This window comes from Mangrovimicrobium sediminis (assembly GCF_004745945.1).
Classification (GTDB): domain Bacteria; phylum Pseudomonadota; class Gammaproteobacteria; order Pseudomonadales; family Halieaceae; genus Mangrovimicrobium; species Mangrovimicrobium sediminis.
The window spans coordinates 47,462-60,101 of sequence record NZ_SRLE01000003.1; the positions used below are offsets into that span (position 1 = coordinate 47,462).

The following is a 12,640-nucleotide window of genomic DNA, read 5'->3' on the forward strand; positions in this document are numbered from 1 at the left end:
GAGGGCGACATCGTGAGTGACAGAAAGACCCGTTCCACCGAGAGCGAAGACGATGCCGGTATGGCAGACGCCTGCGAGATCGTCGTCTTCCAGATCGACGAACTCAAGTGCGCCCTGAACATCCGCCAGGCGCAGGAGATCAACCGCAACCTCTCCATCACCGCTGTCCCCGAGGCGCCGGTGCATGTGAAGGGCGTGGCCAATCTGCGCGGCAAGGTCATTACCGTTGTCGACCTGCGTGTCGTGTTCGGTATCCAGCCGCGCGAAGAGGGCGGCCTCAACCAGGTCATCGTGATCCATTCGGCGTCCGAGGAAGTCGGCCTGCTTGTCGATTATGTCGATGACATCGTCTATGCGGTGCCGGACGAACTGCACCCGCCGCCGGCGAATCTCTCGGGCATACCCGGCGAATTTTTTACTGCGATTTACAAAAAGGATGGCGATGTCGCCGGCCTGATCAATCTCGATCAGGTACTGGGTCGCCAATGAATAACGGCTGGAAGCGGCTGTTCCACGGATTAGTGAAGACAGGTAGAGGAATTGGACAATGAGTAGCTTCAACGTAACCAGTAAGCTTTCCGGGCTGTTGGTAGTGATCGCACTGCTCCCGGTCGTACTGATTGGTACGACCATCTGGAGCAGTACTGAACACCAGAAGGAAGAGGTGCTGCACTACTACGAGTTGATCGCCGGCCAGCTGGCCGACAAGATCGACCGCAACCTGTTCGAGCGCTATGGCGACGTGCAGGCATTCGCGCTGAACCGCGCGATCATCTCCGAGGACGATCTGATCCCGGGCAACATCGAGCTCGAGTCCGCGCTCAATGGTTACGCCAAGGCGTACGGCCTGTACCCGCTCATGCTGATCACCTCGCCGGATGGCGCGGTTGTCGCGGCCAATACCAAGGACGCCAAGGGGCAGTCGATTGATACCTCAGGACTGATCGGCAGAAATGTAAGCGGGGAATCCTGGTTCCAGGATGTGGCAGCAGGTCGCTACACCACCCGGCGCACTCACACCGCACCCGGCAATGATGTTTCCGATGGTACGGTGATTGTCGATGTCTATATCGAGCCGATGATCAAGAAGGTCTATCCGCGACACAGTGGTGCGGTCCTCGGATTCGCCACGCCGATCGAGCGCGACGGCGAGACCGTGGGTTACTGGTACAACATGGCCGACCTGGCCGCTGTCGAGGAAATCCTCGAAGCCCAGTACGCGCAGATGAAAGCCTGGGGCCTCCACGATGCAGAACTGACGGTCATCAACGACGATGGCCTGGTGCTCGTCGATCTCGATCCCGCGGTCACTGGCAGCGAAACCGCCACCAAGACCAGCGCCTTCATGAGCCTCAACCTGGTGCAGTCGGGCGCCGAATCCGCCATCGAGGCAGTGGCCGGCAAGAGTGGCGCCATCGTTTCGCACAACGAGCGCAAGGACAACGAGCAGGTCGCCGGTTATGCTCACCTGCGCGGCGCCATGGGCTACCCGGGCATGAACTGGGCGGTACTGGTACGCGACCCGGCAGAAGAAGCGCTGGCAGAGGTCTACGACGCGCGCTGGTCCTTCGCCATCCGCGCGGGGATCAGCATCGTCATCCTGGTGATCGGCGCCGTATTCTTCCAGTGGCGCTTCAGCGGCCCGCTGTCCAAGATGTCAAAAGTGGCGGCCTTCTTCGCCGAGCGCGACCTGTCCCACCGAGTGGACCACAGCTCCAGCGACGAGATGGGCCAGCTGGCCTCGAGCATGAACACCATGGCCGAGAGCCTCGAGGGCGTGGTGGAGAACCTGTCGCGCAACGCCGGTACCCTGAACGCCACCTCCAGCTCGCTGTCGTCCTCCGCGTCCACCGTGCGTGCCCGCACCGACGACACCGCGGCCCGGGCCAGCAACGTGGCCTCCGCGGCGGAAGAGATGAGTGTGACCATGATGTCCGTCTCCACCGCCGCCGAGGAATCCGGCGCCAACGTCAACACCGTGTCCGCCGCCGCCGAGGAGATGACCGCGACCATTCGCGAGATCGCCGAGAACGCCGAGCGCGCACGCGGTATCACTACCAAGGCCGTGCACAACGTGAACGAAGCTTCGGACAAGGTGAGCACGCTGAGCGACGCCTCGCGCAAGATCAATACCGTTATCGACGTGATCCTGGAGATCGCCGAGCAGACCAAGCTGCTGGCACTCAACGCCACCATCGAGGCGGCGCGCGCCGGCGAGGCGGGCAAGGGCTTCGCGGTGGTGGCCTCCGAGGTCAAGGAACTGGCCCAGCAGACCAACAAGGCTACCGAGGAGATCCGTAACAGCATCGAGGCGATCCAGAACTCCACTGGTGAGACCGTGGACCAGATCGGAAACATCAGCGAAGTCATCGACGAGGTGAGCGCTATCGTCTCGACCATCGCCTCCGCGGTGGAAGAGCAGTCGGCCACCACCCAGGACATCGCGCGCAACATCAGCCAGGCAGCCATGGGCATCAATGACATGGGCAACAGCGTGCGCGAGGCCAGCAATGCGTCGCAGGAAATCGCCCAGGATATCTCGGTGGTCGACTCCTCGATCCGCGAGATCAGCGCCTCCATGAGCGACGTGTCCTCCGACGCCGAATCGCTAGCGGTGATGGGCAACGACCTGGAGCAACTGGTCAGCAGCTTCAAGGTCAACGGCTGAGAGCGAGCGGCTGAAAAATGGAACTTAAAAGCCTCAAAACCCTGAAAGTCCTCGTCGTCGACGACTCGCTGCTGTACCGCGATGTCGTCGGCCACGTGGTCAACGACATCGGCGGTGCGGTCGTCGTGGGCAAGGCCATCAATGGCAAGCAGGCCCTGGAGATGATCGAGTCCCTGCAGCCGGACGTGGTAACCCTGGATGTCGAGATGCCGGTTATGGATGGCATCGCGGCACTGGGCGAGATGCGCAAGCGTTTTCCCAAGGTCCAGGTGCTGATGGTCAGCTCACTGACCAAGGCCGGTGCCGCGGTGACGGTCGATGCCCTGCGCAAGGGCGCGATGGATTTCATCTGCAAGCCTGACACCGGCTCGATCGGCGAGAACCAGAAAGTCCTGGTGCAGCAACTGGGCGAGAAGCTGCGTCCGCTGTTGCATCGCCACCAGGTCCGCGCGGCGGCTGCGGAGCGCCCGCAGACGGCGGCCAGGGCGCAGACGGCCAGCAAGATTGCGGTGCCCACGCGGGTGCTCAAGGCGCCGTCGGCACGCATCCAACTGGTTGCCATCGGCACCTCTACCGGCGGCCCCAACGCGCTGTCGGAAGTGCTGGGCAAACTGCCCGCCAACCTGCGCGTGCCGGTGGTCGTGGTGCAACACATGCCGGAGCTGTTCACTGCGGAACTGGCCAAGAGCCTGAACCGCAACTGTGCGCTGGAAATCAGCGAAGCGGTGGATGGCGAACCGCTGCAGGCCGGCCACGTCTACATCGCCCCCGGTGGCAAGCAGATGAAGCTGCGCGACAAGGGCGGGCAAGGCCAGGTGGTTATCACCGACGACCCCGCGGAGCACTTTTGCAAGCCCGCGGTGAACTACCTGTTCCGCTCGGTGGCGCAGGTCTACAAGCAGAACGCGCTGGGCGTCATCCTGACCGGCATGGGCAGTGACGGCGCCGATGGCCTGGCCGCGATGAAGCAGGCTGGCGCCACCTCCCTGGCCCAGGACGAGGAGACCAGTGTCGTGTTCGGCATGCCCAAGGAGGCGATCAGCAAAGGTGTCGTCGACGCCGTGCTGCCGCTGCAAAAAGTAGCTCCCAAGATCCTTGAACTGGTTAACTGACAATGACCTACCCACAAGTCCAGGACTCAGAACTGCCGGAAGTCGCCAGTTTTGTCAGGTCCATCTCCGGTATCGTCCTGGATTCGTCCAAGGGTTACCTGATCTCCAGTCGCCTCGGCCCGCTGCTGCAGCGCTATGAGGCGCGCAACTACTCGGCCCTGTGCAACAAGGCGAAGCTCGACAGCAAGCTGCGGCTGGATATTCTCGATGCCATCAGCACCAACGAGACCTCGTTCTTTCGCGATACCTCGCCCTTCGACCTGCTGAAGTTCAAGCTCATCCCGGACCTCGTCGATCGCATGGGCGGCGCCAAGCAGCCGATCTCGATCTGGAGCGCGGCGTCGTCCACCGGCCAGGAGGTGTACAGCATCGCGATCTCGCTGGGCGAGATCCTGCCCAACCTGAGCCAGTGGCATATCAAGATCATGGGCACCGATATTTCGGACGCGGCGATCCGCTATGCCAGTGCTGCCTACTACTCGGACCTCGAGTTGGGCCGCGGCATGAGTCCGGATCGGCGTGCCAAGTATTTCACCCAGGAAGGGCGCATGTGGAAGGTGCGCGATCAGTACCGCGCGATGGCGACGTTCCGCCGCCAGAACCTGCTCGACGACCTCACTGCCCTCGGCAAGTACGACATCATTTTCTGCCGCAACGTCATGATCTATTTCGATATGGACGTGCGCAAGCTGTTGTATACGAAGCTGTCGCGCCAGCTCAAGCCCGGCGGCGTACTGGTGATCGGTTCCACCGAGAACCTGCCTCCCGGCATGGAAGGCATCTACAAGCGCAACGATTACCAGCGCAGCGTGTTCTACTCCGTCTAGCGGGGAGCGCTTACTCGTAGACGACGAATACCGGCGGGGCGATTTCGCTCTGCGCCGGCCCAACCCCCGAATTCATTTCCACGTAGTAGCGGGTGACGAAGGTCAGGGGGTCGGTATCCTCCACGCCCACCGGACTGAGCGGCGTGGGGTAGGGCACTTCCACGCAATAGCCCAGCTCCAGTTCGGCGAGTCCGCACTGCCGCGCGATGCGGAAGATGTAGAAGTCGTTGGGGTCGCCGATGTCCATGTTTCCCAGCCAATCGCCGGCGTAGAACTCTACGCTGCCCCTCGCAGTACCCGTGTTGATACTGGCCACCCCACCCGCATTGCGCGCCATGTACACCGAGTGACTGGTGTAGAGCGCCTTGCTGGTGCGCTGGTGTTCGACGCCGACGGCGTACCAGAAGTTGCCCGGGTCCGAGGTCAGGCGATACACCGGGGGAGAGACCTCGTGGCGGTAGTACAGGGCGTCCTGGTTATCGTAGATGCAGGAGCTGTAGTCGTTGATGCACTCGTGGCCGAGGCCGGCGTGCCCGATACCGCGCAGGTAGATTTCCGGCGTCGCCTCCGGGTGACGCTGCACCAGGGCGGCGACCACCTTGCCCAGCCGTGACATCACCTGCGGCATGACCGCATCGTCGTATTCGGAGATGCCGGTGACGCGCTCGCGGTAGCCGGTAAACGGAAAGCTCTCGAACTCCGGCGTATCCAGCGTGATGCGATAGACCGAGACCGGGTTGGCTGCCAGCCACGCCTCGAAGGTCGCGCGGTCCGCGGGCAGGGTGTAGCGCGCCATGATCGCGAACTCGTCGGAGCGCTCGGTGTAGCCGGTGACCAGTGGCAGCTCGATTGCCCCGGTGGGGATACGGAAAACATTGACCGCGCGTGCCGGTATGCCGCTGGCCACCAGCAGGGAACTGACCGCGGCCACCGCGCGCTGGTTGGCGCTCATGACAACCGCGCTGATCCGCTCGAAGGGATAGGGCGCCGCGCCGGGTATCGCGGCGGGATAGGCGCCCAGGCGCAAGTGGTTGATCGAGTCCGCCAGGGAGGCGGCGACCTCGATGCGCTGGTTGTCCGTTTCCGGCACCCAGCGATCCTGTACGTAGGGCGTGAACCCGAAGTAGGCCAGCTGCGGCGGCGTCTGCAGCAGCAGGACGACGGCCTCGTTGTCGTCGAGCATGAAGCCGGTGGAGTAGCGGATCAGCTCCGGGCTGCGCCAGGGCAGGTGGGCGAAGGAATAGCCGGACTCCGGGTTGTTACCGAAGCAGAAGGAGTTGGTCTCGAAACAGGTTTCGAGGTCGAAGGTGATCCACTCGCCAACCTGGTGGTCCGCGACCGCGTCAGTGGCCTGCAGGCGCTGCTCGAAGGCATCGCTGGCCGCCTGCCACGCCTCGAAGTCCGCGCGTGCGGCTGTGCTCGCCAACAGGCACGCCCACGCCATTGTTGTGGCGAGAGTGGTGGCGATAGTGGCGGCATATGTCGCGCCAAAAGAAGTGGCCAGTCGTGAGGTTGGCGCTGGCATTCCCTGCTCTATGTTATGTCGTTGCATCTACGTCACGTCCTTGTGATGGGTTGGACAGTTACTCCCGCCGGACAGCAGCCGTATAGCTGGTTGTCAGTGTAGATGCCCGTGTGCCTGCCGGCCAGCGATCGAATGTGGCCCGCCCAGGCGGGTGCTGGCGCCCCGGGTGACGGCTGCGGCTGGTGTTGGTCGTGAAGAATGCCTGTCGAGAACAGGGTTGGTTGCGAAGCGTACCGCTGGCTAAGAGCGCCGGTAGGGATTAGCGCCGGTAGAGAATAGGTCCGGCCACCACCCATCGCGCGTTCCCTGCGCGAAGGTAGTGGCCGGTCGGGGTCAGGGCAGGGGCTGGACGTCGAGCCCGATAGTGAACGGCGCCAGCAGGACAACCGGTGTCACATTGGAGCCATCCAGGTTGGCGCGGGCGATGCGGCCGCGGCCGGACTCCGCCCAGTAGACCTTGCCGCGGCGCAGGTCCAGGTCCACGCCGATGGGTGCCTGCAGTCCGGGTACCAGGGTGCTGACGTTCTGGCCGTCGAGATCCGCGCTGAGGATGCCCAGGATGTTGCTGAAGTAGATGCGACCGCCGCGACCGTCCACGGCGATGTCGCCGGCGAAGGCGCTGAAGCCGACCTCGGAGTACAACTCCTCCTGGTTGCTGCCATTGAGGTTGGCGCGCTTCACGACAGCCCGGTTCGGGCTGGTCTCGGTCCAGTAGATCTTGCCGTTGGCGTTATCCAGGCCGATGCCGAATACGTCGAATCCGGGGGTCAGCAGCCGTTGCCCGCTGCCGTCCAGGCGGGCGCGGTAGATGCCGCCCACACCGCCCCAGTAGAGGTAGCCGCGCAGCGGGTCCACCTCAACGTCGGTGACTGCGCCGAGACCCCCAAACAGTATTTCCGCCGCGCTGCCGTCGAGGTCCGAGCGCCAGATGTTGCCGCTGGCCTCGGACCAGTAGACCTTCTCGCGCAGGGGGTCCACCGCCACCTGGAAGGGAGAGGACACGCCGGCGTCGATCAGTACCGCCAGGTCGCTGCCGTCGGGCTTCACCTGGTAGATGCGGCTGCCGTCGCCGTCGGAGAAATACAGGACGTCCTGCTGCGCGTCGTAGGCCACGCCGCTGGGGTCGACCAGGCCGGTGTCGACCAGGTCGGTGAGGCCGCTGCCGTCGAGATTCGCGCTCTGGATCTTGTTGGCCAGGATGTCGGCCCAGAAGATGCGGCCATTGGCCAGGTCGAGCTCCAGTTCCCAGGGAGCGCTGAGCCCGCTGAGCAGGGTTTCGGCGCCGCTGCCGTCGAGATTGGCGCGGTTGATCGTGCCGCTGCCGGAGTCGGTCCAGTAGACTTTCCCCGCGGCGGTGTCCAGGGCGATGCCCCAGGGCTCGGCGAGGCCGGGAATCGGCAGTTCTTCCACCCCGGTGCCGTCGAGGTTGGCGCGGAAGATGCCCTGGCCGCTGCCGAACTCGCCGTGGTTGGTCCAGTACATCTTGCCCGCGGGCAAGTCCAGGGCGAGGCGCGCGGTATTGCCGCCAGGGGTGCGCACCAGGGTGACCACGTTGCTGCCGTCCAGGTCGGCGCGCTGGATGCGGTTGTAGCCGATGTCGACGATGTACAACTGGCCGGCGGCGACGTCCAGTTGCACGTCACGCAGGCCGCCGCCGCCGGGCAGCGGCGCCGGCTTGAACACGAACTCGATGTCGCTGCCATCGAGGTTGGAGCGGCTGATTTCGCGGCTGGTGGCGTCCACCCAGTAGAGTTTGGCGCTGGCCGGCTCCAGGGTCAGCGCGACCGGGGAGGTCAGGATGGCGCTGGTCAGGGTCTGCGGGTTGCTGCCGTTGAGGTTGGCGCTGCGCACGCGGTCGAACTCGGTCCAGTAGACGCCGCGGGAGTCGGCCGGCGCCGCCGTGGCGCCGGTGGCAAAGAGCAGGAAGCTGAGACATAGGATGAAACTGCGAACCATAAATCGCATGGTTGATCTCCTGTGGAATGATACGGATTGATCGCAATTCCTATTGTGCGCCCAGATCATGGCAGTTTCGAGTACTAACCTTTTCTTTATCCTCGGCGCTGGCCCTGCGCGTCCGCCTGTCGTGCCCGCTTGTCATGCCTGCTTGTCATATTAGCCCCGCGAAACTGTGCGCTGTCTCCCGTTTCCGCGGACTGCCAGTCGTTCCCGGAGACCCGCCGTGGCAGTATCGGACGTATGTACCCCTATAACCGGCGCTCAGCGGTGCCTCGCCGCCCGCGCCGCGCCCACCCACCCCTCGATCCGCCTGTCGGCCCGGTTGTGTTCGCATGACAAAGATTGCCCCGTGGCTGGGCTTGCTTCTGCTGCTAGCGTCCCGCGGCCTGGGCGCGCAGACGCAGTTCCTGGTCACCGACCAGCGCGGCCAGCCGCTTGCGGACGCGGTGGTCGAACTCGGCCTGGCCGGGGCGGGGCCGGCCTCGCCGGACGGCGTGTTCGTCATGGACCAGGTCGACAAGACCTTCGTGCCGCGGGTGCTGGTAGTGCCGCGCGGCGCCGCGGTGAGCTTCCCCAACAGCGACGACATCCGCCACCACGTGTACTCCTTCTCCCGCGCCAACGTCTTCGAGATCAAGCTCTACGCGGGCCAGCCGAAGGCCCCGGTCGCCTTCCCGCAGCCCGGCGTGGTAGTGCTTGGCTGCAACATCCACGACGCCATGGTCGGCTACATCTATGTGGCCGACAGCCCCTACACCGCGATCACCGGTGCGGATGGCCGCGCCAGCTTCTCCGAACTGCCCGGCGCGGTGACCTCCATCGCGGTCTGGCACCCGGAACTTGCCGCCGGGCCGGATGCCAGGGTCGAACTGGCGCCCGCCGGCGATGCGCCAGACGAGGTGGTCGAGGTGCGCCTGGACACCACCGAGCCGAGTCCGCGCGACACCTTCGAGGACCTGTTCCGCCATGCTGACTGACCGCAGCCTGCGCGCGCAGATCACGCTGCTCGCCAGCGGCCTGATCCTGGCGACGGTGATCGCCCTGCTGGCCGCCTACTGGGTGCGCACCGGCGATTACACCCGGCAGCAGATCGAGCACCGTATGGACAGCGCACAGAGCGTGCTGGAGCAGTACCTGCTTTCCCGCGAGAAACTCCTGGTGACCGCCGCCCGTGTGCTCACCGCGGATTTCGGCTTCAAGCAGGCGGTGGCGACGCTGGACACGGAGACCATCAACAGCGTGCTGCTCAACCACGGCGAGCGTATCGATGCCGACCTCATGGTGCTTACCGGGTTGGACGGTGCGATTCTCTCGGCCAGCGCCGGCGGCCACGCGCTCGCCGCCCCCGAACTGGCCGCGGCCATCGGCGCCCTGCCGCTGCGTCCGCAACACTCCCAATTGCTGCGCACCGAGGCCGGTTTCTATCAGGTGTTCGCTCTACCGGTGCTGGCGCCGCGGCCAATCGCCTATACCGTCATCGGCTTTCGCGCCGACCGGTCCGCGCTGCAGGAACTGAAGCGCCTCACCGGCATGGACATCACCCTGCTCGCGCCCGGCGGTGATCCGCTGGCCACTACTTTCGAACCCGGGGTGGACATGCGCCGGGCGCTGGCCGAGGCCGGCTCGGGCGAGGCGGCGGGCCTGCTCGGCGGCGCCAGCTATGTGTATCGCGATTTCACCCTGGAGACCCTGGGCAATGTGCGCGTCCTGCTCTCGGCGAGCCTGGCGGAGGCCCGCGCCGGGTTCAACCGGCTGCTGGCGTCCATCGCGCTGATCGGCGGCGGCATCCTGGCGCTGTCGCTGCTTTTTTCGCAGGTCATCCTGCGCGGCATCACCCGGCCACTGCACCACCTGGTCGGGCTGACCCGGCAGGTGGCACAGGGCGATTTCAACCTGCAGGCCTCCACCGCACCCGCGGCGGCGGAGTTTCGCGAGCTCAACCAGGCCTTTCTCAGGATGGGCGGCGAAATCGAGCGGCGCGAGAACGAGATCATCTACCAGGCCGAGCACGACCTGCTCACCGGGGCGCTCGGCCGCAACACCCTGCTGGCGCGCCTGGACGATGCGCTGCACGCCGGCCAGACTCTACTGCTGCTGGGCGTGAATATCCTGCGCTTTCGCCAGCTCAACGACGCGGTCGGCCCGGACAACGCGGACCGCGTGCTGCAATCCCTGGCCGGTCGGCTCACGCATTGCGCCGAGACACTCGCCGGCAGTGATGCCCGCTGCCTGGTGGGGCGCGTGGGCGCAGACCATTTCCTGGTCGCGGTGCCCGTGCCCGCTGCGGGCAGTGCCGGGCAGTGGTTGCACGAGGTCTACGCGGCGATCAACGAACCCTACGTGATTGGCGACCTGCGCCTGACCCTGAGCCTGTGCCTGGGCTATGTGGAGGAGGCCGAAGCCGGCGTGCCCGCTCGCGACCTGCTGCGCCAGGTGTTCATCGCCGCGGGCGCCGCCCGCAACCGGCCGCAGCGCCTGCGCGCCTACCAGCGCGGTGAGGACGAGGCCTACCTGCGCCGGCTGTTCCTGGTCGAACGGCTCAAGCGCGCGCTGGTGCGCGACGACGGCGCGCTGTTCCTCACCTACCAGCCCAAACTGGACCTCGCCCGCGGGCGCATCGATCGCGTCGAGGCGCTGGTGCGCTGGGTCGACGACGAGCACGGGTTCATTTCACCGGACGAGTTCGTGCCCCTGGCCGAGCAGTCGGGCCTGATCATCAAGCTGACTCGCTGGGTGGTGCGCTCGGTGCTGCGCCAGTTGGCCCTGTGGAACGCCAGCGGCCTGCACCTGGGGGTGGCGATCAACGTCTCCGCCCAGGACATCTGCCACGAACAGTTTATCGATTCCCTGCTGCATGAACTGCGCGAGAGCGGTGTGCGCCACGAGCAGGTCACCCTGGAGATCACCGAGCGCGACCTGATGGACAACGAGGCGCTGGCGGTGGAACAGCTCACTGCGCTCAAGGCCGCGGGCTTTCGCATCGCGGTGGACGACTACGGCGTGGGTTACTCCTCGCTGTCCAAGCTCAAGCAGCTGCCGGTGGACGAACTCAAGATCGACAAGAGTTTTATTCTGCAACTGCCCGAGTCCGAGCAGGACCAGAACATCGTCAGCTCGACCATCGAGCTGGGCCACAAGCTGGGCCTGAAGGTAGTGGCCGAGGGGGTGGAAACCAGCGCCGGGCTGGACCTGCTGCGCGCCATGCGCTGCGACTCGGTGCAGGGCTATCACCTGGCGCGGCCGATGAGCGCCGAGGATCTTACCCAGTGGTATGCGAGCTATGCGCAGACTGCTTAGCTCTGGCGCCATCGCACTGTTGCTGAGCGCTACCCCGTGCCTGGCCGGCGGCAAGCTGCTGGCGACGCCGGGAGTCTCCCAGTTCGAGGGCGCCGCGGGCGGCGGGCTGGTGCCCTGGGCACAGCTCGCCGGCTACGCCACGGAAAACGAGGTGGCGTTCTCCGGCTATTGCACCCGTGTCGATGTGGACGACTTCACCCTGGATACCTGCGGTGCCCAGTTCAACCTGTTCGACCGCCTGGAGCTGTCCTACGCCGAGCAGCGGCTGGACGTGCAGCCCCTGACGCTGGAACTGGAACAGAAAATCGCCGGCTTCAAGCTGCGCCTGGCCGGCGACCTTGTCTATTCGCCCTATCCCCAGGTGTCCCTGGGGGTAATGCACAAGCAGTTGGACGATGCCGCGGTGCCTTACGCCCTGGGTGCGCAGGATGACACCGGTACCGATATCTACCTGGCGGTGAGCAAGCTGCACCTCGGCGTGCTCGCCGGCTACAACCTGTTGTGGAACATTACCGCGCGTCGCACGGAAGCCAACGAGGCGGGGCTGTTGGGCTACGGCGCAGCGGATGCCTCACCGCAGCTGTTGCTCGAGGGTTCGGTGGCGGTCCTGCTCGACAAGCGTTTCGCCCTCGGCGTCGAGTACCGCGAGAAGCCGGATAACCTGGGGCTGGGCGAGGACGACTGGCGCGACCTGTTTGTCGCCTGGTTTCCCAACAAGCACCTGAGTGTGACCGCCGCCTGGGTGGACCTCGGCCGCATCGCAGCCATCGAAGGCCAGGACGGCTGGTATCTGTCGATCATGGGGTATTACTGATGCGCCTGCGACTGTTGGCCGGGCTCTTCTCGCTGCTGGTTGTGCTGGGGCTGCCGGCCTGTGCCGGTACGGCAGCCGGTAAGGACACCCTGTACCGCGACCTCGGCGGCGAGCAGGGCATAGACCGCCTGGTGGAAACGTTTATCCGGAAAGTCGGCCGCGACGAGCGCATCCTGCCGTATTTCGCGCGGGCCTCGGTCAGCCACTTCCGCGAGGGTTTCACCACCCACCTGTGCCAGGTCAGCGGCGGCCCCTGCACCTACGACGGTGACAGCATGCCGGACATCCACACCGGTATGCAGATCGACGAGGCGGACTTCAACCGCGTTGTCGAGCTACTGGTGGAGGCCATGGAAGACAACGGTATTGCCTACCCCGTGCAGAACCGCCTGCTGGCGCGCCTGGCGCCGCTGCGCGGGGAGATCATCCACATCTAGC

At 65.2% G+C, this 12,640-nt stretch carries 10 protein-coding genes; 8 read left to right on the top strand and 2 right to left on the bottom strand.

Features of this window, described 5'->3' with window-relative positions; genetic code table 11:
- Positions 1-12: 12 nt before the first annotated feature.
- Genes E4634_RS03200 through E4634_RS03215 form a run of 4 tightly spaced genes read left to right on the top strand, consistent with a single transcriptional unit; the run spans position 13 to position 4,607 of the window.
- Positions 13-489: a chemotaxis protein CheW gene (locus E4634_RS03200; RefSeq protein ID WP_135441169.1), complete on the top strand. Its 477-nt coding sequence runs from the start codon at positions 13-15 to the stop codon at positions 487-489.
- 58 nt (positions 490-547) lie between these two features.
- A complete protein-coding gene (locus E4634_RS03205; RefSeq protein WP_135441170.1) occupies positions 548-2,668 on the top strand; it encodes a methyl-accepting chemotaxis protein in 2,121 nt (706 codons plus the stop codon).
- Positions 2,669-2,685: 17 nt separating this feature from the next.
- A complete protein-coding gene (locus E4634_RS03210) occupies positions 2,686-3,780 on the top strand; it encodes a protein-glutamate methylesterase/protein-glutamine glutaminase (protein ID WP_135441171.1) in 1,095 nt (364 codons plus the stop codon).
- 2 nt (positions 3,781-3,782) lie between these two features.
- Complete coding sequence (locus E4634_RS03215; RefSeq protein WP_135441172.1) at positions 3,783-4,607, top strand: CheR family methyltransferase; 825 nt, start codon at positions 3,783-3,785, stop codon at positions 4,605-4,607.
- Between the two features lie 10 nt (positions 4,608-4,617).
- Here the strand turns inward: E4634_RS03215 and E4634_RS03220 are convergent, their stop codons facing one another.
- Both E4634_RS03220 and E4634_RS03225 read right to left on the bottom strand, forming a co-directional pair.
- Entirely contained in the window at positions 4,618-6,033 is a 1,416-nt protein-coding gene (locus E4634_RS03220) for a hypothetical protein (RefSeq protein ID WP_135441173.1), read from the bottom strand.
- A gap of 432 nt (positions 6,034-6,465) precedes the next feature.
- On the bottom strand, positions 6,466-8,097 hold the full coding sequence (locus E4634_RS03225; RefSeq protein ID WP_167854751.1) for a DUF5050 domain-containing protein: 1,632 nt from the start codon (positions 8,095-8,097) through the stop codon (positions 6,466-6,468).
- A gap of 326 nt (positions 8,098-8,423) precedes the next feature.
- On the opposite strand from E4634_RS03225, the gene E4634_RS21425 reads away from it, so the two are divergent.
- The 4 genes from E4634_RS21425 to E4634_RS03240 are packed head-to-tail and all read left to right on the top strand — an operon-like array spanning position 8,424 to position 12,639.
- Positions 8,424-9,068 carry a methylamine utilization protein gene (locus E4634_RS21425; RefSeq protein WP_167854752.1) on the top strand — a complete coding sequence of 215 codons (645 nt, stop codon included), beginning with the start codon at positions 8,424-8,426 and terminating at the stop codon, positions 9,066-9,068.
- Positions 9,058-11,388, top strand: a complete 2,331-nt coding sequence (locus E4634_RS03230) for a putative bifunctional diguanylate cyclase/phosphodiesterase (protein WP_167854753.1) — start codon at positions 9,058-9,060, stop codon at positions 11,386-11,388. Before E4634_RS21425 ends, E4634_RS03230 begins: the two co-directional genes overlap by 11 nt.
- A complete protein-coding gene (locus E4634_RS03235) occupies positions 11,372-12,202 on the top strand; it encodes a DUF3034 family protein (RefSeq protein WP_240725066.1) in 831 nt (276 codons plus the stop codon). Before E4634_RS03230 ends, E4634_RS03235 begins: the two co-directional genes overlap by 17 nt.
- Entirely contained in the window at positions 12,202-12,639 is a 438-nt protein-coding gene (locus E4634_RS03240) for a group I truncated hemoglobin (RefSeq protein ID WP_135441177.1), read from the top strand. The genes E4634_RS03235 and E4634_RS03240 overlap by 1 nt, the downstream gene beginning before the upstream one ends.
- Position 12,640: the final 1 nt, after the last annotated feature.

What these genes read in the sequence shown, in the direction of transcription:
- E4634_RS03215 (WP_135441172.1), top strand. Translation starts at nt 3,783, where the DNA reads ATGACCTACCCACAAGTCCAGGACTCAGAACTGCCGGAAGTCGCCAGT.
- E4634_RS03210 (WP_135441171.1), top strand. Translation starts at nt 2,686, where the DNA reads ATGGAACTTAAAAGCCTCAAAACCCTGAAAGTCCTCGTCGTCGACGAC.
- E4634_RS03235 (WP_240725066.1), top strand. Translation starts at nt 11,372, where the DNA reads ATGCGCAGACTGCTTAGCTCTGGCGCCATCGCACTGTTGCTGAGCGCT.
- E4634_RS03230 (WP_167854753.1), top strand. Translation starts at nt 9,058, where the DNA reads ATGCTGACTGACCGCAGCCTGCGCGCGCAGATCACGCTGCTCGCCAGC.
- E4634_RS03225 (WP_167854751.1), bottom strand. Translation starts at nt 8,097, where the DNA reads ATGCGATTTATGGTTCGCAGTTTCATCCTATGTCTCAGCTTCCTGCTC.
- E4634_RS03240 (WP_135441177.1), top strand. Translation starts at nt 12,202, where the DNA reads ATGCGCCTGCGACTGTTGGCCGGGCTCTTCTCGCTGCTGGTTGTGCTG.
- E4634_RS03205 (WP_135441170.1), top strand. Translation starts at nt 548, where the DNA reads ATGAGTAGCTTCAACGTAACCAGTAAGCTTTCCGGGCTGTTGGTAGTG.
- E4634_RS21425 (WP_167854752.1), top strand. Translation starts at nt 8,424, where the DNA reads ATGACAAAGATTGCCCCGTGGCTGGGCTTGCTTCTGCTGCTAGCGTCC.